General features: G+C 49.7%; 36 protein-coding genes and 1 rRNA gene. 35 read left to right on the forward strand and 2 right to left on the reverse strand.

From position 1 onward, the window contains the following. The first annotated feature begins 11 nt into the window (after window positions 1-11). From rpsC to B5M42_RS24605, 31 genes are all read left to right on the forward strand, one after another. Window positions 12-677 carry a 30S ribosomal protein S3 gene (rpsC, locus tag B5M42_RS24455; RefSeq protein ID WP_134756085.1) on the forward strand — a complete coding sequence of 222 codons (666 nt, stop codon included), beginning with the start codon at window positions 12-14 and terminating at the stop codon, window positions 675-677. 2 nt (window positions 678-679) lie between these two features. After that, window positions 680-1,114 (forward strand): 50S ribosomal protein L16, encoded by a 435-nt coding sequence (rplP, locus tag B5M42_RS24460; RefSeq protein WP_134756087.1) that lies wholly within the window; start codon window positions 680-682, stop codon window positions 1,112-1,114. Beyond that, the gene (gene rpmC / locus B5M42_RS24465) at window positions 1,104-1,301 is read left to right on the forward strand and encodes a 50S ribosomal protein L29 (RefSeq protein ID WP_134756089.1); all 198 of its coding nucleotides are present in this window, start codon (window positions 1,104-1,106) and stop codon (window positions 1,299-1,301) included. The genes rplP and rpmC overlap by 11 nt, the downstream gene beginning before the upstream one ends. A 25-nt stretch (window positions 1,302-1,326) precedes the next feature. Then, window positions 1,327-1,590, forward strand: coding sequence for a 30S ribosomal protein S17 (rpsQ, locus tag B5M42_RS24470; protein WP_134756091.1), 264 nt, complete (start codon window positions 1,327-1,329; stop codon window positions 1,588-1,590). 36 nt (window positions 1,591-1,626) lie between these two features. After that, on the forward strand, window positions 1,627-1,995 hold the full coding sequence (gene rplN / locus B5M42_RS24475) for a 50S ribosomal protein L14 (protein ID WP_134756093.1): 369 nt from the start codon (window positions 1,627-1,629) through the stop codon (window positions 1,993-1,995). Window positions 1,996-2,062: 67 nt separating this feature from the next. After that, entirely contained in the window at window positions 2,063-2,416 is a 354-nt protein-coding gene (rplX, locus tag B5M42_RS24480) for a 50S ribosomal protein L24 (RefSeq protein ID WP_209280771.1), read from the forward strand. A 31-nt stretch (window positions 2,417-2,447) separates the two neighbouring features. Then, window positions 2,448-2,990, forward strand: a complete 543-nt coding sequence (gene rplE, locus B5M42_RS24485) for a 50S ribosomal protein L5 (RefSeq protein ID WP_134756095.1) — start codon at window positions 2,448-2,450, stop codon at window positions 2,988-2,990. 38 nt (window positions 2,991-3,028) lie between these two features. Continuing rightward, window positions 3,029-3,214 carry a type Z 30S ribosomal protein S14 gene (locus tag B5M42_RS24490; RefSeq protein WP_113022649.1) on the forward strand — a complete coding sequence of 62 codons (186 nt, stop codon included), beginning with the start codon at window positions 3,029-3,031 and terminating at the stop codon, window positions 3,212-3,214. 33 nt (window positions 3,215-3,247) lie between these two features. After that, a complete protein-coding gene (gene rpsH / locus B5M42_RS24495) occupies window positions 3,248-3,646 on the forward strand; it encodes a 30S ribosomal protein S8 (RefSeq protein ID WP_134756097.1) in 399 nt (132 codons plus the stop codon). A 29-nt stretch (window positions 3,647-3,675) separates the two neighbouring features. Continuing rightward, on the forward strand, window positions 3,676-4,218 hold the full coding sequence (rplF, locus tag B5M42_RS24500) for a 50S ribosomal protein L6 (protein ID WP_134756099.1): 543 nt from the start codon (window positions 3,676-3,678) through the stop codon (window positions 4,216-4,218). Window positions 4,219-4,281: 63 nt separating this feature from the next. Continuing rightward, window positions 4,282-4,650 (forward strand): 50S ribosomal protein L18, encoded by a 369-nt coding sequence (gene rplR / locus B5M42_RS24505; protein WP_134756101.1) that lies wholly within the window; start codon window positions 4,282-4,284, stop codon window positions 4,648-4,650. A 24-nt stretch (window positions 4,651-4,674) separates the two neighbouring features. Further along, the gene (gene rpsE, locus B5M42_RS24510) at window positions 4,675-5,172 is read left to right on the forward strand and encodes a 30S ribosomal protein S5 (RefSeq protein ID WP_134756103.1); all 498 of its coding nucleotides are present in this window, start codon (window positions 4,675-4,677) and stop codon (window positions 5,170-5,172) included. A 12-nt stretch (window positions 5,173-5,184) separates the two neighbouring features. Further along, window positions 5,185-5,373: a 50S ribosomal protein L30 gene (gene rpmD / locus B5M42_RS24515; protein WP_134756105.1), complete on the forward strand. Its 189-nt coding sequence runs from the start codon at window positions 5,185-5,187 to the stop codon at window positions 5,371-5,373. A 36-nt stretch (window positions 5,374-5,409) separates the two neighbouring features. Then, window positions 5,410-5,850, forward strand: coding sequence for a 50S ribosomal protein L15 (gene rplO / locus B5M42_RS24520; protein ID WP_134756107.1), 441 nt, complete (start codon window positions 5,410-5,412; stop codon window positions 5,848-5,850). Beyond that, window positions 5,850-7,151 carry a preprotein translocase subunit SecY gene (gene secY / locus B5M42_RS24525; RefSeq protein WP_134756109.1) on the forward strand — a complete coding sequence of 434 codons (1,302 nt, stop codon included), beginning with the start codon at window positions 5,850-5,852 and terminating at the stop codon, window positions 7,149-7,151. Before rplO ends, secY begins: the two co-directional genes overlap by 1 nt. An 86-nt stretch (window positions 7,152-7,237) precedes the next feature. Further along, on the forward strand, window positions 7,238-7,888 hold the full coding sequence (locus B5M42_RS24530; RefSeq protein WP_134756111.1) for an adenylate kinase: 651 nt from the start codon (window positions 7,238-7,240) through the stop codon (window positions 7,886-7,888). Continuing rightward, complete coding sequence (gene map / locus B5M42_RS24535; protein WP_134756113.1) at window positions 7,888-8,640, forward strand: type I methionyl aminopeptidase; 753 nt, start codon at window positions 7,888-7,890, stop codon at window positions 8,638-8,640. The genes B5M42_RS24530 and map overlap by 1 nt, the downstream gene beginning before the upstream one ends. Window positions 8,641-8,649: 9 nt before the next feature. After that, window positions 8,650-8,955, forward strand: coding sequence for a KOW domain-containing RNA-binding protein (locus B5M42_RS24540; RefSeq protein WP_134756115.1), 306 nt, complete (start codon window positions 8,650-8,652; stop codon window positions 8,953-8,955). Between the two features lie 2 nt (window positions 8,956-8,957). Next, window positions 8,958-9,176, forward strand: coding sequence for a translation initiation factor IF-1 (gene infA / locus B5M42_RS24545; RefSeq protein ID WP_009676800.1), 219 nt, complete (start codon window positions 8,958-8,960; stop codon window positions 9,174-9,176). A gap of 107 nt (window positions 9,177-9,283) precedes the next feature. Then, window positions 9,284-9,397 (forward strand): 50S ribosomal protein L36, encoded by a 114-nt coding sequence (gene rpmJ / locus B5M42_RS24550; RefSeq protein ID WP_003333770.1) that lies wholly within the window; start codon window positions 9,284-9,286, stop codon window positions 9,395-9,397. Between the two features lie 18 nt (window positions 9,398-9,415). Next, window positions 9,416-9,784, forward strand: a complete 369-nt coding sequence (rpsM, locus tag B5M42_RS24555) for a 30S ribosomal protein S13 (protein WP_134756117.1) — start codon at window positions 9,416-9,418, stop codon at window positions 9,782-9,784. A gap of 18 nt (window positions 9,785-9,802) precedes the next feature. Then, entirely contained in the window at window positions 9,803-10,198 is a 396-nt protein-coding gene (gene rpsK, locus B5M42_RS24560; protein ID WP_134756119.1) for a 30S ribosomal protein S11, read from the forward strand. A gap of 126 nt (window positions 10,199-10,324) precedes the next feature. Then, on the forward strand, window positions 10,325-11,269 hold the full coding sequence (locus B5M42_RS24565) for a DNA-directed RNA polymerase subunit alpha (protein WP_134756121.1): 945 nt from the start codon (window positions 10,325-10,327) through the stop codon (window positions 11,267-11,269). Between the two features lie 24 nt (window positions 11,270-11,293). Next, window positions 11,294-11,659: a 50S ribosomal protein L17 gene (rplQ, locus tag B5M42_RS24570; RefSeq protein ID WP_134756123.1), complete on the forward strand. Its 366-nt coding sequence runs from the start codon at window positions 11,294-11,296 to the stop codon at window positions 11,657-11,659. Between the two features lie 92 nt (window positions 11,660-11,751). After that, window positions 11,752-12,513, forward strand: coding sequence for a tRNA pseudouridine(38-40) synthase TruA (gene truA, locus B5M42_RS24575; protein ID WP_134756125.1), 762 nt, complete (start codon window positions 11,752-11,754; stop codon window positions 12,511-12,513). A gap of 173 nt (window positions 12,514-12,686) precedes the next feature. Then, a complete protein-coding gene (gene rplM / locus B5M42_RS24580; protein ID WP_134756127.1) occupies window positions 12,687-13,124 on the forward strand; it encodes a 50S ribosomal protein L13 in 438 nt (145 codons plus the stop codon). A 20-nt stretch (window positions 13,125-13,144) separates the two neighbouring features. After that, window positions 13,145-13,537 (forward strand): 30S ribosomal protein S9, encoded by a 393-nt coding sequence (gene rpsI, locus B5M42_RS24585; protein WP_134756128.1) that lies wholly within the window; start codon window positions 13,145-13,147, stop codon window positions 13,535-13,537. 220 nt (window positions 13,538-13,757) lie between these two features. Beyond that, window positions 13,758-14,450, forward strand: a complete 693-nt coding sequence (locus tag B5M42_RS24590; protein WP_134756129.1) for a phosphoadenylyl-sulfate reductase — start codon at window positions 13,758-13,760, stop codon at window positions 14,448-14,450. 23 nt (window positions 14,451-14,473) lie between these two features. Next, window positions 14,474-15,646: a sulfate adenylyltransferase gene (sat, locus tag B5M42_RS24595; protein WP_134756130.1), complete on the forward strand. Its 1,173-nt coding sequence runs from the start codon at window positions 14,474-14,476 to the stop codon at window positions 15,644-15,646. Window positions 15,647-15,722: 76 nt separating this feature from the next. Next, window positions 15,723-16,478: an N-acetylmuramoyl-L-alanine amidase CwlD gene (gene cwlD, locus B5M42_RS24600; protein ID WP_134756131.1), complete on the forward strand. Its 756-nt coding sequence runs from the start codon at window positions 15,723-15,725 to the stop codon at window positions 16,476-16,478. 55 nt (window positions 16,479-16,533) lie between these two features. Then, complete coding sequence (locus tag B5M42_RS24605) at window positions 16,534-17,625, forward strand: Mrp/NBP35 family ATP-binding protein (protein ID WP_134756132.1); 1,092 nt, start codon at window positions 16,534-16,536, stop codon at window positions 17,623-17,625. 88 nt (window positions 17,626-17,713) lie between these two features. On the opposite strand, the gene gerD is transcribed toward B5M42_RS24605, so the two are convergent. Next, window positions 17,714-18,652: a spore germination lipoprotein GerD gene (gerD, locus tag B5M42_RS24610; RefSeq protein ID WP_329959374.1), complete on the reverse strand. Its 939-nt coding sequence runs from the start codon at window positions 18,650-18,652 to the stop codon at window positions 17,714-17,716. 67 nt (window positions 18,653-18,719) lie between these two features. On the opposite strand from gerD, the gene B5M42_RS24615 reads away from it, so the two are divergent. Continuing rightward, window positions 18,720-19,319, forward strand: a complete 600-nt coding sequence (locus B5M42_RS24615) for a KinB-signaling pathway activation protein (RefSeq protein ID WP_134756135.1) — start codon at window positions 18,720-18,722, stop codon at window positions 19,317-19,319. Window positions 19,320-19,347: 28 nt separating this feature from the next. Here the strand turns inward: B5M42_RS24615 and pdaB are convergent, their stop codons facing one another. Beyond that, window positions 19,348-20,130, reverse strand: a complete 783-nt coding sequence (pdaB, locus tag B5M42_RS24620; protein ID WP_134756137.1) for a polysaccharide deacetylase family sporulation protein PdaB — start codon at window positions 20,128-20,130, stop codon at window positions 19,348-19,350. A gap of 122 nt (window positions 20,131-20,252) precedes the next feature. Here pdaB and B5M42_RS24625 point away from each other — a divergent pair, with 122 nt between their 5' ends. The 3 genes from B5M42_RS24625 to B5M42_RS24635 form a co-directional block, all read left to right on the forward strand. Next, window positions 20,253-20,864, forward strand: a complete 612-nt coding sequence (locus B5M42_RS24625; protein WP_134756139.1) for a stage II sporulation protein M — start codon at window positions 20,253-20,255, stop codon at window positions 20,862-20,864. A 107-nt stretch (window positions 20,865-20,971) separates the two neighbouring features. Continuing rightward, on the forward strand, window positions 20,972-21,190 hold the full coding sequence (locus B5M42_RS24630; RefSeq protein ID WP_134756147.1) for a hypothetical protein: 219 nt from the start codon (window positions 20,972-20,974) through the stop codon (window positions 21,188-21,190). A gap of 330 nt (window positions 21,191-21,520) precedes the next feature. Next, window positions 21,521-21,731 (forward strand): 16S ribosomal RNA (locus B5M42_RS24635); the annotation flags it as partial.

The raw sequence follows: 21,731 nt of genomic DNA on the forward strand, positions 1-21,731 counted from the left end.
AGGGATAACGTGTGGGTCAAAAAGTCAGCCCGGTAGGACTTAGAATTGGTATTATTCGCGATTGGGAGTCGAAATGGTACGCATCGGATAAAGAGTACGGAACGCTGCTGCTCGAAGACGTCAAAATCCGCGAATATTTGAAGAATAAATTGAAAGATTCGGCTGTGTCCCATATCGACATCGAGCGTGCCGCTAATCGCGTCAACGTTACGATTCATACTGCGAAACCAGGTATGGTCATCGGTAAGGGCGGAGCAGAAGTTGAAGTGATCCGTAACCAGATCGCTAACATCTCCAACAAAAAGGTTCACATCAACATCTCTGAAATCAAAAATGCCGATCTCGACGCGATTCTGGTCGCTGAAAGCATTGCACAACAGCTGGAGCGCCGTGTGTCTTTCCGCCGTGCAATGAAACAAGCGATTCAAAGATCGATCAGATCCGGAGCCAAAGGTATCAAAGTTGCAACCAGCGGTCGTCTTGGTGGCGCCGAGATCGCTCGTACGGAAGGATATAGCGAAGGAACCGTTCCACTTCATACGCTTCGCGCAGACATCGATTACGGTACTGCAGAAGCTCATACCACATACGGACGTATCGGTGTGAAAGTATGGATTTATCGTGGAGAAGTGCTTCCGCCAGCTAAGAAGAAAGCTCAGCCGGAAGGAGATAACTAATCATGTTAGTACCAAAGCGTGTAAAGCATCGTAAAGAACACCGCGGCAGCATGACCGGTCGCGCTAAAGGCGGCACGGAAGTGTCCTTCGGCGAATTTGGTCTGCAAGCGCTGGAGCCGGCTTGGGTAACGAACCGTCAAATCGAAGCCGCTCGTATCGCCATGACCCGTTACATCAAACGGGGCGGTAAAGTATGGATCAAAATTTTCCCGTCCAAGCCAATTACGCAAAAGCCGCTTGAAGTTCGGATGGGTAGCGGTAAAGGTAACGTGGAAAAATGGGTTTGCGTAGTAAAACCCGGCAAAATCATGTTCGAGCTTGCTGGCGTTAGCGAAGAAATCGCTCGCGAAGCGATGCGTCTTGCCGCCCACAAGCTTCCGATCAAAACGAAGTTCGTCAAAAGAGACGAAGTAGGTGGTGAAGCAAATGAAGGCTAGTGAATTCCGCAACTTAACCACTGCTGAAATCGAGCAAAAGGTCAACGGATTCAAGGAAGAGCTTTTCAACCTCCGTTTTCAACTAGCTACCGGTCAATTGGACAACCCGACTCAAATTCGCGATCTGCGTAAAGAGATCGCTCGTGCCAAGACTGTTTTGCGTGAAAGAGAATTGGGGATCGGTTAACCAAATCTAGAAGGGAGGACTCGCAATGGCTGAACGCAATGAGCGTAAAGTGCAAGTCGGTAAAGTAGTCAGCGACAAAATGGATAAGACCATCGTCGTTGCTGTTGAAACCTACAAAAAACATGATCTCTATCACAAGAGAATCAAATACACGAAAAAATTCAAGGCCCATGATGAGAACAACCAAGCCAAAATCGGCGACACGGTGAAAATCATGGAAACCAGACCGATTTCCAAGGACAAACGTTGGAGACTGGTTGAAATCGTGGAAGAAGCAGTAATTATCTAAACATTTCAGGCATGAACCCCGAAAGGAGGGAATACGATGATTCAACCATTATCTCGTCTGAACGTAGCTGACAACTCCGGTGCGAAAAAGCTGATGTGCATTCGCGTACTCGGTGGTACAGGACGTCGGGTAGGCCATATTGGTGATTTGATCATCTGTTCGGTAAAAGAAGCAACACCAGGCGGCGTTGTCAAAAAGGGTGACGTTGTAAAAGCAGTTATCGTTCGTACGAAGAGCGGTGCTCGCCGTAAAGACGGTTCCTACATTTCTTTTGACGAAAACGCAGCGGTAATCGTGAAGGACGACAAGAGCCCTCGCGGTACGCGGATCTTCGGACCAGTTGCTCGCGAACTGCGCGACAGAGACTTCATGAAAATCGTTTCGCTGGCTCCGGAAGTTATCTAATTGAACGGCCAAGATATTGCTTACGAAGCAGCTTTCATGTGAAAGCTTGTAGGAGGTGTACAAGACAATGCCAAGAACAAAAAAGAGACTCGAATCTCATAACAATAAACTGCACGTGAAAAAGGACGATACGGTTTTTGTAATCACCGGCAAAGACAAAGGGAAAAAAGGCCGCGTCATCGCAGCTTACCCTCGTGAAAACCGCGTATTGGTCGAAGGCGTGAACATGGTGAAAAAACATGCGAAACCTTCCCAACAAAATCCGCAAGGCGGCATCCTGAATCAGGAAGCTCCGATCCACGTTTCGAACGTGATGCTGATCGATCCGAAAAGCGGCAAACCTACTCGCGTAGGCTACAAAGTATTGGATAACGGTAAAAAAGTTCGCGTAGCGGTGAAATCCGGCGAAGTGATCGACTAAGCAAAAAGCCAGGAAAGGAGGCAACTGAAACATGTCTGCAAGAATGAAAGATCGGTATTTGAACGAAATTACACCAGCGCTGATCCAAAAATTCAACTACACTACAGTCATGCAAGTACCTAAAATCGAGAAAATCGTCATCAACATGGGTGTTGGCGAAGCGGTTTCCAACTCGAAGGTGCTTGACACAGCTGTTGAGGATCTGCAAAAGATTTCGGGCCAAAAGCCTGTTGTCACTAGAGCAAAAAAATCCATCGCGGGCTTCAAACTCCGTGAGAATATGCCAATCGGCGCGAAAGTGACCCTGCGCGGCGAGCGTATGTATCACTTCCTCGATAAGCTCTTCAACGTTGCGCTTCCTCGCGTACGTGACTTCCGCGGTATTTCGAACAAAGCTTTTGACGGTCGTGGCAACTACACACTGGGCCTGAAAGAGCAGTTGATCTTCCCGGAAATCGAATACGATCAAGTGGATAAAGTGCGCGGTATGGATATTGTTATCGTAACTACAGCGAAAAGCGACGAAGAAGCTCGTGAGCTGCTGACGCAACTCGGTGCTCCATTCGTGAAATAAGTTGTCAATCGTACCTTTTCAGGAGGTGGAAAAACCAAGTGGCAAAAACTTCGATGAAAATCAAGCAACAGCGTGCTCCGAAGTTTAAAGTGCAAGCCTATACTCGTTGCGAGCGTTGCGGCCGTCCGCATTCCGTGCTTCGCAAGTTTAAAATTTGCAGAATTTGTTTCCGTGAATTAGCATACAAAGGTCAGATTCCAGGCGTGAAAAAAGCGAGCTGGTAATCATCCTATTTTCGGGAAGGAGGTTTACACACAATGGTCATGTCAGATCCTATTGCAGATATGTTGACTCGCATCCGTAATGCGAACATTGTTCGTCACGAGACCGTCGAGATCCCTGCTTCGACAATCAAGCGGGAAATCGCAGAAATCCTCAAAAAGGAAGGCTTCATTCGTGATGCCGAATACGTTGAGGACAACAAACAAGGTATCATTCGTTTGTTCCTGAAATACGGTTCGAACAATGAGCGCGTTATTTCCGGTTTGAAGAGAATCAGCAAACCTGGTCTGCGCGTTTACACGAAATCGCAAGAAGTTCCTCGCGTTCTGGGCGGTCTGGGGATTGCTATCATCTCCACGTCCAAAGGCGTTATGACGGATAAAGAAGCTCGTCAATCCAAAGCAGGCGGAGAGGTTCTCTGCTACGTCTGGTAATACAATCGTAATTGAATGGAGGTGCAAACATGTCTCGTATTGGTCGCAAGCCAATCACCATTCCAAGTGGTGTTAACGTAACGCTTGACAATTCCCTGATCACGGTTAACGGTCCTAAAGGTACGCTGAGCCGTGAGCTTCATAAAGATATGAAAATTAATGTTCTGGAGAACGAGATTTCCGTTGAGCGTCCTTCCGACAACAAGCTGCATCGCTCCCTGCACGGTACGACACGCAGTGTCGTGGCCAACATGGTTAGCGGCGTAACGGAAGGCTTTTCGAAATCCCTCGACCTCGTAGGCGTTGGTTACCGCGCAAACAAAAGCGGCAACAAGCTCGTCCTGAACGTAGGCTACTCCCATCCGGTTGAAATCAACCCGGAAAACGGCATCGAATTCGACGTTCCATCCAACACGAAAATCATCGTGAAGGGGATCGACAAAGAACTCGTTGGCGCAACAGCTGCAAAAATTCGTGCCGTGCGCGAACCAGAGCCGTATAAAGGCAAAGGTATCAAGTACGAAGGCGAACGGATCCTTCGCAAAGAAGGTAAAGCCGGTAAGAAAAAATAAGATCGCTAGATCTTCGATAGAAGCTTGGGCTTCCTAACTATTGACGAAAGGAGTGCAACTCTCATGATTACAAAAGGCGATAAAAACAAAGCCCGTCTGAAAAGACACCTTCGCGTTCGTAAGAAAATCGAAGGAACAACGGCTCGCCCGCGTTTGAACATTTTCCGCTCCTCCAAGCATATGTACGCGCAAATCATCGACGACGTGCAAGGCGTCACCATCGCGTCCGCTTCCACTCAAGACAAAGACCTGAAAGGTCAAGTAGAGAATGGCGGTAACGTAGACGCTGCTCGCAAAGTCGGTGAACTGATCGCGCAACGTGCGAAAGAAAAAGGTGTGGAAAAGGTCGTTTTCGACCGCGGCGGATATTTGTATCACGGACGTGTGCAGGCTTTGGCCGACGCAGCTCGTGAAGCAGGACTGGAATTCTAAGAAACCTATAAGGAGGTAAACGACTTGCGTGTAGATCCCAATACTTTAGAACTCACTGAAAAAGTTGTGAATATCAATCGCGTAGCTAAAGTAGTAAAAGGCGGACGCCGCTTCAGTTTCAGCGCACTGGTTGTCGTTGGTGACGGCAACGGTTGGGTTGGAGCTGGCATCGGTAAAGCATCCGAGGTTCCGGACGCCATTCGCAAAGGCATTGAAGATGCGAAAAAGAACCTGATCCACGTTCCTATCGTGGGTACATCGATTCCTCACCTGGTTACTGGCCGTTTCGGCGCAGGACGCGTTCTGCTGAAGCCGGCTTCCCAAGGTACAGGCGTGATCGCCGGCGGCCCTGTCCGTGCGGTGCTTGAGCTTGCAGGTATCGGCGATATTTTGACCAAATCCCTTGGTTCTTCCAACTCCATCAACATGGTTAACGCAACGCTTGAAGGACTCAGCCGCCTGAAAAGAGCGGAAGAAGTCGCTAAGCTCCGCGGTAAATCGGTTGAAGAGCTGCTGGGTTAAGGAGGGGTACACATGGCTAAAAAATTAGAAGTTACCCTGAAACGCAGCTTGATCGGTCGTCCAGAAACACAACGCATCACTGTGAAAACGCTGGGCCTGCGCAAGCTGCACCAAACGGTTGTTCATAACGACAACGCGGCAATCCGCGGCATGGTCAACCAAGTCAGTCATCTCGTTGAAGTGAAAGAAATCGAAGCATAAATAGCTAACATTCAGAATTAGAGGAGGTGTGCAACGATGAAGTTACATGAACTTAGCCCTGCAGAAGGCTCCCGCCAATCTCGTAAACGTGTAGGTCGCGGTACGGGTAGCGGCATGGGTAAAACAGCGACTCGCGGTCATAAAGGTCAAAATGCACGTTCCGGCGGGGGTGTTCGTCCCGGATTCGAAGGCGGACAAAATCCGTTGTACCGTCGTTTGCCTAAACGCGGATTCAACAACCGCTTCCGCAAAGAGTTTGCTATCGTAAACCTGGAGGAACTGAATAATTTCGCAGCTGGTACCGAGGTAACTCCGGAAGTATTGCTGGAATCCGGTATTGTCAAGGCTCCTAAAGATGGAATCAAGATTTTAGGAAACGGTGAAATCACAGTAAAATTAACCGTTAAAGCGAATAAGTTCTCTCAATCAGCCGTTGAGAAAATCCAAGCTGCCGGCGGTCAAACCGAGGTGATTTAATGTTTAATACCATATCCAACATCTTCAAAGTAGAAGATCTGCGCAAACGGATATTGTTTACATTACTGGTGCTGATCGTCTACAGAGTAGGTGCCTTTATTCCGGTGCCTAACATTAATACAGATGTTTTGAAACTCCAAGACCAAGCGAATCAAAGCGACGTCTTCGGGCTGCTCAACACCTTCTCCGGTGGGGCGCTCTTTCAATTCTCCATCTTCGCGATGGGAATTATGCCTTACATTACGGCTTCCATTATCGTCCAGCTGCTTTCGATGGACGTCATTCCGCGTTTTGCGCAATGGGCGAAGGAAGGCGAAGTAGGCAGAAGGAAATTAGGTCAATTCACGCGCTACGGCACGATTGTACTCGGTTTGGTTCAGGCGTTCAGTCTTTCGGTCGGCTTTAACCGTTTGTACACAGGTCTCGTTGTAGAGCCTAGCTTTACCACCTATGCTTTGATCGCAATTGTGTTGACAGCAGGAACGTCCTTCCTGATGTGGCTTGGAGAGCAAATCACCGAGAATGGGATTGGAAACGGTATTTCCATTATCATCTTCGCGGGTATCGTCGCAGCGATTCCACGGGGCATTCAGCAAATTTACAAAACGTTGTTTACGGATGCCAGTGGTGCTTTGTTCTTGAACATTGTGAAGATTGTCCTCATCCTGCTGGTCGTGATTGCGATCATCGCCGGGGTCATCTTCGTTCAGCAAGGCGTGCGTAAAATTCCTGTTCAGTATGCCAAACGTGTTGTCGGTCGCAAAATGTACGGCGGTCAAACGACGCACATTCCTTTGAAAGTGAATGCTGCGGGCGTTATCCCGGTCATCTTTGCCCTGTCGCTGCTCGTATTTCCTCCCACGATCGCAAGTTACTGGAGAGGTAATGTCGTGGCCGACTGGATCATCAACAACCTGAGCTACACAGCTCCGCTGGGCATGGTGCTTTACGTGCTGTTGATTATCGGTTTCACCTATTTCTACACGTTTGTTCAAATTAACCCGGTTCAAATGGCGGATCAGATGAAAAAGAACGGCGGCTACATTCCGGGCATTCGCCCAGGCAAAACAACCTCCGTCTATCTGACTCGCGTAATGACCAGAATTACGCTTTCCGGCGCGCTGTTCCTGGCTGCGATCTCCATCCTGCCGATGTTCTTCGGACAGCTGGCGGGCTTGCCAAACTCCGTTCGGATCGGTGGTACTTCATTGCTGATCGTAGTAGGCGTTGGTCTTGAGACGATGAAGCAAATCGAAAGCCAATTGATCAAGCGTCATTACAAAGGGTTTATCAATAAATAGCAAATAGGTTCTGATGGGGCGTTTCCGCGACATCGGCACCTATTGTGCTGTTCGTATGGCCGAGTGCGATGGGAGGGAGTCAAAAGGTGAACGTAATTTTTATGGGTCCTCCTGGTGCAGGCAAAGGTACGCAGGCGGAAAGAATCGTGAGTGAATTTCAAATTCCTCATATCTCGACCGGCGACGCGTTTCGTCTGGCGATGAGCCAAGGCACGCCGCTTGGCGTCGAAGCGAAGGGATATGTCGACAAGGGACTGCTTGTTCCGGATGAAATCACGAACGGCATTGTGAAAGAACGGCTTGCCCAGCCGGATTGCGAAAAGGGCTTTTTGCTGGACGGTTTCCCTAGAACCATCGCGCAGGCAGAAGCACTTGACCAGATCTTGCAATCCTTGGACAAAAAGATTGAGCTCGTGCTGAATCTGGCCGTCGATCGCAGCTACTTGCTGCCGCGGCTGACCGGCCGCAGAATTTGCAAATCTTGTGGTTCTACCTATCATGTGGTCTTTAACCCGCCGAAGCAGGAAGGCGTTTGCGATAAGTGCGGCGGCGAGCTGTACCAGCGTTCAGACGACACCGAGGAAAAAGTCGGTACCCGCCTGGACGAGTACACGAACAAAACAGCTCCGCTGCTGGAGTACTACCAAAAGACGGAAATGTTGCGTGAGGTTAACGGCGAACAGGATATTGATGCGGTAACCGCACAGATCAGCTCACTGTTGAGAGGATTAGCGTAATGATCATTTGTAAGTCCGAGGTTGAACTGGACCTTATGCGAGAAGCAGGTCGGATCGTAGCTGAGACGCACCGCTTGCTGGCAAGGGCGATTCGTCCGAACATTACAACGAAAGAACTTGATCAAATCGCTGAGGAATACATTCGCAGTCAGGGAGCGACTCCATCTTTCAAAGGCTACAACGGTTTTCCCGGCAGCATTTGTGCTTCTGTCAATGAAGAATTGGTTCACGGCATTCCTGGTTCACGGAAGCTGGCGGAAGGCGACATTATCAGCATCGATATCGGCGCCAAGTACAAAGGCTACCACGGCGATTCCGCTTGGACATATCCGGTCGGCGCCATTTCGGAAACGGCACAGCGTTTGCTGGAGGTTACTGAAAAGTCGTTGTATCAGGGCATTGCCCAAGCAAAGCCGGAAGTAAGGCTCTACACGCTTTCGCATGCGATTCAAACCTGTATTGAAGATGCGGGCTTCTCGGTCGTTCGGGAGTATGTCGGACACGGCATTGGCACTGAACTCCATGAGGAGCCGCAAATTCCGAATTACGGCGTGCCGGACAAAGGACCTCGCTTGAAGCCGGGTATGGTGTTAGCCATAGAGCCGATGGTTATCGTTGGAGAGAGATTCGTCAAAACGCTCGAAGACGACTGGACGGTTGTCACGGAGGACGGCACTTGGTGCGCTCATTTCGAGCATACGGTTGCGATTACAGCCGACGGCTACGAAATCTTGACGGTATGCAAGGATTAGGTGAGCTGCATGGATAGGCAAATCCCCGAAATCGGTCAAATCGTAAAGGTGCTTCGCGGCAGAGACCCCGCTCCTTATGCCGTCGTGGTCGGACTTGTGGATTCGCGCTTTGCGCTTCTGGCGGACGGCGCTTCCCGCAAATTCGATCAGCCGAAAAAGAAGAACCTGATTCATCTTCAATTGCAGAACGCGATCAGCGCGGAAGTTGCAGGCAGCATCCAGGAAACAGGTCGTGTTACCAATGCCAAGTTGAGGTTTGCGATTGCCAAATTTTTGGACCATCTGCAAGCAGAAGCACATGAGAAAGGAGAATGACTGTGGCCAAAGAAGATGTAATTGAAGTAGAAGGTACAGTGATTGAACCTCTTCCGAATGCAATGTTTAAGGTTGAATTGGAAAATGGTCATAAAATTCTAGCCCACGTTTCCGGCAAAATCCGTATGCACTTTATCCGCATTTTGCCAGGCGACAAGGTTACCGTAGAATTATCGCCTTATGATTTGACAAGAGGCCGTATAACCTACCGATTTAAATAAATGTTCGGCTTATAAGTAAGTTACTCTCTCAAGGCGTATGCTTACGAAGCAAGTTTTCTAACGAAAACGCAACATGGTGCTTACGATATCTTAAGGAGGGGTTCGAAGTGAAGGTAAGACCGTCTGTCAAGCCGATTTGCGAGAAATGTAAGGTTATTCGTCGCAAAGGCAACGTAATGGTTATTTGTGAAAATCCGAAGCATAAACAAAAACAAGGATAAAAGGAGGTGCACCTTTAAATGGCTCGTATTGCTGGAGTTGACTTACCGCGTGACAAGCGCGTCGTCATCGCTTTGACTTACATTTTCGGCATCGGAAACACGACTGCGCAAAAAATCATTGATACTACAGGTATCAGCGCTGATACTCGCGTGCGCGATCTGACGGAAGACGAAGTAAGTAAAATTCGTGACGTCATCGACAAATCGCTGAAAGTGGAAGGCGATCTGCGTCGTGAGATCTCCCTGAACATCAAGCGTCTGATCGAGATCGGTTCCTACCGTGGTCTGCGTCACCGTCGCGGCCTGCCTGTTCGCGGACAACGCACGAAAACAAACGCGCGTACCCGTAAAGGTCCTCGTCGTACTGTAGCGAATAAGAAGAAATAATAAAGGGGGTTAGAGCACATGGCAAAACCTAAAAAGGTAGTTCGGACGAAACGTCGCGACCGGAAAAATATCGAGTCTGGCGTAGCTCACATTCGTTCTACATTCAACAACACGATCGTGACAATTACAGATCCTCACGGCAATGCGATTTCTTGGGCTAGCGCCGGTAACCTGGGCTTCAAAGGTTCCCGTAAAAGCACGCCTTTCGCAGCGCAAATGGCCGCTGAGTCCGCAGCAAAAGCAGCTATGGAACATGGGATGAAAGCAGTTGAAGTGATGGTGAAAGGACCTGGCGCCGGCCGCGAAGCAGCAATTCGCTCTTTGCAAGCTGCGGGTCTGGAAGTTAACCTGATTAAAGACGTGACTCCGATCCCACACAATGGTTGCCGTCCTCCAAAACGTCGTCGCGTATAATTCAGGGGTCACTTTGTAGTATAAATATCGCAAAATCGTGAATAATGGTTTTGAAGGATAGGCATACTAACAAATTTTACCTACGTATCCAGAGGAAACGACGTGTTTGAATGGAGGGTACATTTCATGATCGAAATTGAAAAGCCAAAAATAGAAACTGTAGCTTTGAGTGAAGACGGCTCCTATGGCAAGTTTGTCGTAGAGCCGTTGGAACGGGGCTACGGTACCACGTTAGGAAACTCATTACGTCGTATCTTGCTGTCCTCCTTACCCGGAGCAGCGGTGACCTCCGTCCAAATCGATGGCGTTTTGCATGAATTTTCGACGATTCCCGGCGTGCTTGAGGATGTTACGGAAATTATCCTTAACCTCAAGGGTTTGTCGCTGAAGATTCACTCCGATGAGGAGAAAATTCTTGAAATTGATGCTGAAGGCGAAGGGCCGGTAACGGCTGCCGATATCCGCGGCGATAGCGATGTGGAGATTCTTAACCCGGATCTGCATATTGCCACGCTCTCTGCAGATTCTCGTCTTCACATGCGTATTCATGCGAATCGCGGCCGCGGCTACGTGCAGTCGGACAAAAACAAACGTGAAGACCAGCCGATCGGCGTTATTCCGATCGATTCGATCTACACGCCGATTACCCGCGTCAATTACAGCATCGAAAATACGCGTGTTGGCCAAGTAACCAACTACGACAAGCTGACGCTTGAAGTGTGGACTGACGCCAGCATTCGTCCTGAGGAAGCAGTCAGCCTGGGCGCCAAAATCTTGACGGAACACCTGCTCTTGTTTGTCGGTTTGACCGATGAAGCGAAGGATGCCGAGATTATGGTAGAGAAGGAAGAGGACAAGAAAGAAAAAGTGCTCGAGATGACTATCGAAGAGCTGGATCTTTCGGTCCGTTCCTACAACTGCCTCAAACGTGCCGGTATTAACACCGTACAAGAGCTGATTACCAAAACCGAAGAAGATATGATGAAAGTGCGTAACCTGGGCCGTAAATCGCTTGAAGAAGTCCAAGAGAAGCTCGAAGAGCTCGGATTGGGCCTGCGCACCGAGGAATAATCCAGACAGAAGGAGGTTAACGAAATGAACTACAAGAAACTGAATCGTGATTCCAGCTCGCGTAAAGCATTGTTCCGCGACCTGGTAACCGATCTGTTTATCCATGAACGCATTCAAACAACCGAAGCAAAAGCAAAGGAACTTCGTTCGATCGCCGAGAAGCTGATTACGCTGGCGAAACGCGGAGACCTTCACGCTCGCCGTCAGGTGGCTGCTTTTGTTCGCAGAGAGGCAGCTAACGAGAACCAAGACGCGATCCAAAAGCTTTTCTCCGAATTGGCTACTCGCTACTCCGAGCGTCCAGGCGGCTACACGCGCATCCTGAAACTGGGACCGCGCCGTGGCGATGCAGCGCCTATGGTATACTTAGAGCTGGTAGATCGGGCATAAAACGGATGGGAAAGGGTGGACGGAATCATTGATTCTGATGAAGCCCTTTTTTTGCAGTCTTCACGGAATTGATGGCTCGCGGGGGAGTGGCAGTGAGAAATTTACGCTTTATCATCAGCTATGACGGCACCGCCTACTGCGGGTTTCAAATCCAACCGAACGGCGTGACAATTCAAGGTGAAATTGAGGCGGCGGTCTTCAAGCTCACCGGAGAATCGGTCAAGGTGATCTCATCCGGTCGTACGGACGCTGGTGTGCACGCTCGCGCGCAAGTCATTAATTTTGTGACTCAATCGGCGATACCGCTGGAACGTTGGTGCTTGGCGCTTAACGGCCGGCTGCCGAATGACATTGCCGTTTTGCATGCGGAAGAAGTTCCGCTGTCGTTTCATGCACGCAGAGCGGCCAAACGTAAAACATACTGCTATACCATTCGGAGGGCGCGTTTCCCTGATATCTTTCACCGGCACTATGAATTGCATCATCCGAGAAAGCTCGACGTGGAAGCTATGAGAGAGGCGCTCCCCTGTCTGGTGGGCGAGCATGATTTTACATCGTTTTGCACGGTAAGAACAGACAAGGAAATTCGGGTGCGTACGGTATTTGAGGCCTACTTGGAAGTCCAAGAGGAACGGCAATTCGGTACGGAAGCCAACGAACAGATACGGATATTTCTGACGGGGAACGGCTTTTTGTACAATATGGTTCGCATCGTAGTGGGTACTTTGCTGCAAATTGGCGAGGGCAAACGCAGCAGTGGCGATATGAAGCGTATTCTCGAGGCCTGTAGCCGGAAGGCGGCGGGACCGACAGCGGAGGCGGTCGGGTTGATGCTGTGGCATGTGGAGTATTAACATCCATAAATTTTGACTTGATTCTGCAACTCATCTATTGTACAATATTAATTGGCGTTTCTTGATCGGCTACCCCACGGCCCCGAGGTCCTGAAGCTGCCAAACATCCATCACATGCAAGACAACGGATATGATAACGAAGATGTAACGTGATATATTTAGGAGGATTAAGCATGCGTACCACATATATGGCGAAGCCAAATCAAGTTGAGCGTAAATGGTACATTGTTGACGCTGCGGGTCAAACGCTTGGCCGTCTGGCCAGTGAAGTTGCCAGCATCATCCGCGGCAAGCATAAGCCGGAATTTACTCCGCACGTAGATACCGGCGATTTCGTAGTCGTCATCAATGCATCGCAGATCAAATTGACAGGCAAGAAATTGACTGACAAGAAATACTATCGTCACTCCCTGTATCCGGGCGGTTTGAAAGTTACAACAGCTCAGGATATGCTGAACAACAAGCCGGATCGCATGATCGAACTGGCTGTACACGGTATGCTGCCTAAGAACCGTCTGGGCGACAGCTTGAAAACCAAGCTGAAAGTTTATGGCGGCGCTGAGCATCCACACCAAGCACAACAACCTGAAGCTTGGGAACTTCGCGGATAATATAAAGGGAGGACTGTTTTGTGGCACAAGTTCAATACTATGGAACAGGTCGTCGTAAACATTCGGTAGCGCGTGTGCGCCTTGTACCGGGTGAAGGACGTATCGTTATCAATAAACGTAATCTGGATGAATATTTCGGTCTGGAAACGTTGAAGCTGATCGTTAAACAACCGCTGAACCTGACAGAAACTCTGGGCAAATACGATGTTCTCGTTATTGCTCACGGCGGCGGCATCAGCGGACAAGCTGGAGCCATCCGTCATGGTATCTCCCGCGCACTGCTGAAAGCAGATCCGGAATACCGCGGCTCCTTGAAAAAGGCCGGCTTCCTGACTCGCGATCCACGCATGAAAGAACGTAAGAAATACGGTCTGAAAGCTGCTCGTCGCGCACCTCAATTCTCGAAACGTTAATACGGCCATACGGCCTGAGATCAAACCTTTTCTGCAATTTGCCGAAAAGGTTTTTTCTTTTTCACCAAAAAGCCCCGAGTTCATAAGATAAAGGGTGGATCGATCGGGAGAAAAAACCAAAATGAGAAAAAGTCGTTGAAGTTTCCTGCTGACTGCTTTATAATAAAGCTAATTCATACGACGGAAGTCGGATTTAAAAAACTTAAAGGAGGATTCCATTATGAATTTATTTGAAAAAGAAGCTTTTGTAGCGAAAGCCGCCGAAGAATTCGAAAATCAACCCCCCGAAGCCCTGCTGCGTCTGGCTATTGAAACCTTTCCGAAATTAACATTGGCTTGCAGCTTCGGCGCTGAAGACGTCGTGCTTGTTGATATGCTGCAAAAGATCAATCCCAACGTAGATATTTTCTATTTGGATACGAACGTCCATTTTGCTGAAACTTACGAAACCAGAGACCGCTTGGAGCAGCACTATGGGACGAAATTTGTGCAAGTATTGCCTAAGCTGACGCTGGAGGAGCAAGCGGCCCAATTCGGCGACGAGCTCTGGAAGACCGATGCGAACCAATGCTGCAATATTCGAAAAGTGGATCCGCTGACCGACATCCTCAGAAACTACGATGCCTGGATTACCGGCATCCGCCGCGATCAAGCGCCTACCCGCGCCAATGCCAAAAAAGTCGAATACGACGTGAAGTTCGGCCTGATTAAATTCAACCCGTTGGCCAACTGGACCAGCGAGGACGTGTGGAACTACATCCGGGCTAATGATGTTATTTACAACCCGCTGCATGACCGCAACTATCCGAGCATTGGCTGCGAGCACTGCACGCGCCAGGTAGCGGAAGGCGAAGACCCGCGTGCAGGACGCTGGTCGAATACGGACAAAACAGAATGTGGACTGCACAAATAATATCGGTACGGAGGTGACCCCTCATGTCGAGGATTCTCCCGCATGGTGGCACGCTGATTAACCGTCTTGTTCCCGAGGAACAAAAAGAACAAGCGCTGCAGCAAGCAGCAGCTTTGAAGCAGCTGCGTGTGAACGCTTGGACGATATCCGATCTCGATTTGATTGCAGTAGGCGCTTTCTCTCCACTTACAGGATTTATGAACGAAGCAGATTACAATTCGGTTGTCGAATCCATGCGTTTGGCGGACGGTACGGTTTGGAGTATTCCGATTACGCTGGCTGTTGCGCCCGAGGTTGCCGCTACGCTACATGTCGGTGAAGCAATTGCGCTTGTCGGCGAAGAGGATAACGTGGTGTACGCGACAATGGATGTAAGCAGCATTTATCAGGTTGATCACAGCAACGAAGCCCTGAAGGTGTTTAAAACCGATGATAGGGCGCATCCGGGCGTCAGCAAGCTCTTTTCTCGTCCTTCCACCTATATAGGCGGTTCGATTGAGCTGCTCAATCGGCCGAAGCCCAAGAAATTCGAGGCGTTTTATTTTGATCCTAGTGAAACGCGTCGCATTTTTGCCGGGAAAGGCTGGCGGACGGTGGTTGGATTTCAAACCCGCAACCCGGTTCATCGGGCGCATGAATACATTCAGAAAGCGGCGATGGAGATCGTTGACGGACTGTTCCTCAATCCACTGGTAGGCGAGACCAAATCGGACGACATTTCCGCTGACGTACGCATGAAAAGCTACCTGGTGCTGCTCCAGAACTACTACCCGGCCGATCATGCCTTTCTGGGCGTATTCCCTGCAGCGATGCGTTACGCCGGCCCGCGTGAAGCGATTTTCCATGCAATGGTGCGCAAAAATTACGGCTGCACCCATTTCATCGTTGGTCGCGACCATGCCGGTGTAGGCGACTATTACGGCACGTACGAGGCACAGGAGATTTTCAGCAACTTTACGGCAGAAGAAATCGGTATTACACCTTTGTTTTTCGAGCATAGCTTCTATTGCACGAAATGCGGCAGTATGGCTTCGAGCAAGACGTGTCCGCATGACAAGTCGATGCATTTGCATTTGTCCGGCACGAAGGTCCGCGCGCTGCTAAGAGGCGGAGAGTGCCCGCCGCCGGAATTTACGCGTCCTGAAATCGCCGCGGTGCTGATTGAAGGGATGAATGAGCAGGAGATGCAGCTGTAGGCGGTTAAGCATATTTGTCCACCCTGTCCCATATAGATGTTACAGAGTCTATGGGGAGCTGAGGTGGATTTTTTTTATGCGGAAAAGAAAAACAAGGCTGGTTGTATGGCTGACCCTGCACAGTGGCTTGAAGCTGGCGCTGTCGGTCCTGCTGCTTGCTCTCGTGGTGTTCATCTACAGCTACGAGCTGCCGGCAACCAAAACCTGGACGGAATGGACCTTGCCGTTATCGGGCAAAACGATTGCGCTGGATGCCGGTCACGGGGGGGCGGACGGCGGAGCGGCAAGCAAGGAAGGCGTTATTGAAAAAGACATCAATCTGGCCATTACCTTATACCTGCGCGATTATTTGCAGCAGGCCGGCGCGGTCGTCATCATGACCCGCGAGGAGGACAAGGATTTGGCCAATAGTGATACGAAGGGGTACAGCAAGCGCAAAACGGAGGATTTGCTCAAGCGCGCAGAGCTGATTGATAACGTGAAGGCCGATCTTTTTGTCAGCGTGCATTTGAACAGCATTCCTTCGCCCAAATGGCGCGGAGCGCAGACGTTTTTTTACCCGAATCATCCGGACAACGCCAATCTGGCTGCTTTGATTCAAGACGAGCTCAAGCGCAATCTGGAGAATACCGACCGGATCGCCAAGCAAGCGGACAATCCGATTTATTTGTTGAAAACGCTGAAAATTCCTAGCGCGCTCGTTGAGGTTGGTTTTCTCTCCAACCCCGAGGAAGCGAGATTGCTCGCCAACGAAGCATATCAGAAAAAAGTCGCTGCGGCGGTATATCAAGGCATTTTGCGTTACGGATCGGGAGAAAAAGTGGGATCTTAGGCGATTTATGATATAATATACCCGCATGATTACTTTGTCCCGTTGAGGTGTAGCAATGATAACGAAAGAAGAGCTTGTCAAAGCGGTCGAGCCTTTGATCGATCCGCAATATCAACGCAGCGTGTCGCAGTTGAATCTGGTGCGGGACGTCATGTTGAAGGAGGACAGCGTTTCCCTGACCTTTGTCGCTACGGTCGATGACGAGGCGTACCGCGAAGACGTACGCAGCCGTATTGAAGAAGCGCTTCGCGCGCAAGGTGTGGAACAGACGCATATCCGCTTTCGCATGATTACCGACTTCGAACGGAAACAAATAGAAGAAGCGCTTGAAGGGATGGCTCGTCAGCAGCAGGCAGCGCCACAAGCGGCTCCAAAGGCTTCGGTGCTCGATCCTGCATCGGGCGTGCAATTTATAGCGATTGCCAGCGGCAAGGGCGGCGTCGGCAAATCGACGGTAACCGTCAATCTGGCGGTAGCGCTGGCGCGGCTGGGCAAGAAGGTCGGCATCGTCGACGCCGATATTTATGGGTTCAGCATCCCGGACATGATGGGTATAGAAGATCGTCCGCAGATTGTCGACAATGCGATTCAGCCGGTTGAACGGTTTGGCGTTAAAGTCATCTCGATGGGCTTTTTCGTTCAGGATAATGCGCCTGTCATTTGGCGCGGTCCGATGCTCGGCAAAATGCTGCGCAATTTCTTCAACGAAGTTAACTGGGGCGATATCGACTATATTTTGCTCGATTTGCCGCCGGGAACGGGCGATGTAGCGCTGGACGTGCATCAGATGATCCCGCAAAGCAAGGAAATCGTCGTGACGACTCCCCATGCTACAGCTGCGTTCGTAGCCGCTCGCGCAGGCGCGATGGCCGTGCAAACGAATCACGAAATTGTCGGTATCGTGGAGAATATGGCTTATTATGCATGCAAAGCTTGCGGCGAAAAGGATTACGTGTTCGGCCGAGGGGGCGGCGCCAAGCTGGCCGAAGAGCTGAACGCCGAGCTGCTGGCCCAGCTTCCGCTTGGAGCGCCGGACAACCATGTTTCCGAGCCGGATTATGCCCCTTCCGTCTACAAAGCGGATTCCACGACAGGCAAGCTTTATCTTGAGCTGGCAGAAGCCGTGTTGAAACAAATAGACGTTTAGCCGATCGGGACCCGTCTGATTGGCGAACAACAAAGAGGACCGGAGCGTAGCCTGCTCCGGTTCCTTTGCGTTGAAGGCGGGTTGGGATTTAATTTGAGCCATCGCTGTCTTCATTGTTTTTTTGTTTCTTTTTGCTTGAGTCGCCATCGCTCGATTCGGAGTTAGAGCTGTCTTCTTCTTGTCCGGAGCTTTGCTGCTTCTCGTTGCTGCCGGAGGAATCCTCGGAGTTGCTCGACTCCTTGTTTTGCTGCTGGTCCTGACTGCTTTGACTTCCGCTTTGTGAACTCGCTTGTTTCTGCTGCTGTTGCTGGCCTTGCGCCCCGCTAGGCAATTGCTCAGGCCGGCTTTGCTGCTCAATCGCCGCTTTCAGCAAATCGACCATTTGAGCCCTGAACAACGGGCTTTGGATCGCATCCTGCATGACCGTCATCATTTGCTGGCGGTAGGCAGCCGTTTTCATCGTATCCAGCACCAGCTTTTCATAATCGGGATTTTTCATCACGTCGACCATGTTTTTTTGATACTCGGGATCCTTCAACAGCTCTTTAAACATCTGCTTTGTGTCTTTCTGGATCGCTTTGGCGAAATCCCCCGCGAATTTCGGGTCCTTCATCATATCTTGCAGAAATTTATTGTTCTCCTGGGCCGTCAGCACATCCTTAACCGCCATTTGCAGCTGTAGCGATTCATTGGCGGACAGCAGCTTGATCTGAGACTGACCGGCCATGCCGTTAGCGCCGACATCGCCGTTCATAATACTGCGGTTAACCAGACTAATCGCTTTTTTCCCGTCCTCCGACTTGAGAATATCGAGCACCATCGTCTTTGTTTCTTTGTAATTCATTCCTTGGGACTGTCCCGCAGAAGCAGAGTTGTCCGTTCCGCAGGAGGAGAGAAGCAGGGGAAGTGCAGCAATCACGGTCAACCAGGGCCATTTTCTTATCGAGATCGGCAACATGGCAGCATACTCCCTTCGCTGGCTTAATAGGTGTAGTATGTGAGGATCGAAGCAGATTATGACCGCCATTCATTGGCTTTTTGCCTGAAACGTTGGTACAATTAACTATTAGATTCGACTGATGGAGGTTTTCAGCTTGACGCTGCGTAAATGGTTTCATTTGTTCTGGACAACGCTGGTGCTTGGCATGGGCGTTTCGATTCTGGTCGGTTTCGGACTGCAACTGTCCGATAAGGAATTTTCGGTCATTTGGGCTTCAGGTGGTGTGGGTTTCAATTTGATTACGATGGTGCAGGGCGGCGCTATTATCAGTATTTTGAGCCAAATGGGATTTTTCTCTTATTTGATCGTTCGCATGATTGCATTGGGTATTTTCCGTAAAAAAATCATCTGGGACTACGCGCAAATTTTGCTGGTCGCTATAACCTTGTTCGAGCTTGTACTGATTCGCACGATGAATTTTGGTGATTCCGGAAGCTGGCTCGGGTATGCGGTCCTGCCGCTAGTACTGCTGGTCGTTTCGCTGGCTGTCTCTTATTGGAAGCAAAAGCTGACGAATATGCACGCTTTTATTCCCACGTTGTTTTTCATGGTGGTTGTTACCGTGCTGGAGGCCGTGCCGGCGCTGAAGCTGAATAATGCCGCTTCGACCTTTTATATGTTTGTACCGCTGCTCGCCTGCAATGCGTACCAAATTTTGATTTTGCATAAAATGGTCGAAAAGAAAAAGAGCTAATCACTTAGCTCTTTTCTCTTGCTCTAGCCTATTCCACTTGCAGCATGGCTTGATCCTCGACCAGCTTGTTGTCAATTTGCGCCTGCTTCATCAGATCGCTGACGCTGACGAACTCATAGCCCTTATCGCGCAGTTGGTCAATAATTTGCGGCAGCGCTTCATGGGTTTGTTTGCTGGAATCGCTGGCATGCAGCAGGACGATGTCGCCGGGGTGAGCCTTGGAAACGACACGCTCCACGATATGATCGACGCCCTTGTTCATCCAGTCGAGCGAATCCGTATCCCATTGAATGACCGTGTATCCGAGCTCGCCGGCAATGCGCAGCACACGCTTGTCGAAATCGCCATTAGGCAAACGAAGCAGCTTGGGCGGCGTGCCGGCAATTTCAGTTAAGATTTGATGTGCGGTAGAGATTTGCTTGCGGATCTCTTCATCGTTCATTGAGCTGTAGTTCGCATGCTTGTGGCCGTGGCTGCCGATTTCAAAGCCATCCTTTTTGATATGCTGGACAATGTCGGCGTGACTTTGGCTCCACGGTGAAGAGAGGAAAAATGTCGCTTTCTTGACGTTTTTGTCCTCCAGCACCTTGAGGATGGGGGCGGTGCGCTTATCGCCCCAGCTGATATCGAAGGTCAGGGCAATCACTTTTTTGTCCGTTTGCACGCTGTAGACGGCTGCAGGCTCTCCGTTGGAGAAAACGGAGACGTTCTTTTGCTCGGAGTAAACAATGGCGCCCGCAAACAATACAGCCACGACGATAAAAATGGCTTGCTTGAGCTTTTTGCCGTTCAGCACCCAAAAATAATTCACTTGTCCGGAAGACCTCCTTCGCGCCCTACTTGCCGGTAAGGCTTGTTTTCATTAATACTAATGTATGCTCGTACACAGCCCAGTTATGCCATTTCAGTATTTCAGCTTGAGGAGGGAACCGTATGGATTTTCGCGGCTTGTTTGCACATTTTAAGGAGATGAAGCATTACTTTATCGTGGTGCTGCTTGTGTTTACAGCAAGCTTGTATTTGGGATGGCAGTTCTCGGGGCAATACGCCTCGTTCCTCGGCGCGCAGGTTAGCGGCTTGCAGGAGCTGGGAGATAAGCTGGGGGCTAGCAAGCATCCGCAGCTGATGTTTTTTATTGTCATCTTTTTGAATAATGCATTGAAATCTATTTTGATCGTTTTTCTCGGTCTGTTGGCCGGCGTGCTGCCGCTGTACATGCTCGTCACCAACGGTATGGTGCTCGGTTATGTGCTGTCTTTGCAGCACAGCGACAATCTGCTCATGCTGATCGTAAAAGGCATTTTGCCTCATGGCATCATTGAGCTGCCGATGGTCATGCTGGCATGCGCCTATGGATTAAAGCTCGGCATATTGGTCGGCAAATCGATCCTGCAAGTCTTTGTTCCGAATGACAAAAAAACGGCGCGGCGCGAACTGCGGCGAGTTTTTAACCTGACTTTGCCGCTTTGCGTCTTGATTACGGGCGCGCTGCTGGTGGCTGCGGCAATTGAAAGCTCGCTGACGATGTGGCTCGTCGGACAATAAAATTTTTGAAATATCGCGTCATAAATTTGGCAAAATCTGAGCATAACAGTAAAGCAGTCGGGAGCTTTCGTGCTGCATTTACAGTCGAGAGGGGTTTTGATGGGGTTATGCTCGGTTTTTTGTTCAATGAAAGGGAATGCAGAGAGTTAGATTACGTGCTTCGTAAAGAATTGGATGAAATGCTTTTTGACTTAAACGACAAGCGCATCGATCAGGAGATTAAAGGAGCTATTGAATCCAGATACAAAGTGATCTTTCGTATGTATGCCCGCCTGGCGACACCCAAAGAAATTTCTAAATATGCGCGAAACAGGAGCTTGCATTGAGCTCCTTTCAAAATTCTGCAGCAAGACGCTTGACTTTCCGGGACAAGTTATGATACTTTATAATTCGCTGCTTCAAGAGCGGCAAAGTTTGCAAGTTTCATGACAGAATTCACAAAAAATGACGCTTGCAATTGCACAGTTATCTGTGATATATTATAAAAGTCGCCGCTAAAACGGTGGCGCAATAATAATTGCTCTTTGAAAACTGAACAACGAGTGAAGAAGCACAACGGTCGCGCAAGCGACCACAACAAGAGATTGCAAAATCTCGCTAGCAGTAAATTTTGAGCTATTGAGCTTAACAATAACGGACAAGCGATTGTCCACACCTTATTGGAGAGTTTGATCCTGGCTCAGGACGAACGCTGGCGGCGTGCCTAATACATGCAAGTCGAGCGGATTCTTTCCTTCGGGAAAGGGTTAGCGGCGGACGGGTGAGTAACACGTAGGCAACCTGCCCTTGAGATCGGGATAACTATCGGAAACGATAGCTAAGACCGGATAGCTGGTCTCTCTGCATGGAGAGATCATGAAACACGGA

Source organism: Paenibacillus athensensis, from assembly GCF_004514475.2.
GTDB lineage: Bacteria > Bacillota > Bacilli > Paenibacillales > NBRC-103111 > Paenibacillus_AL > Paenibacillus_AL athensensis.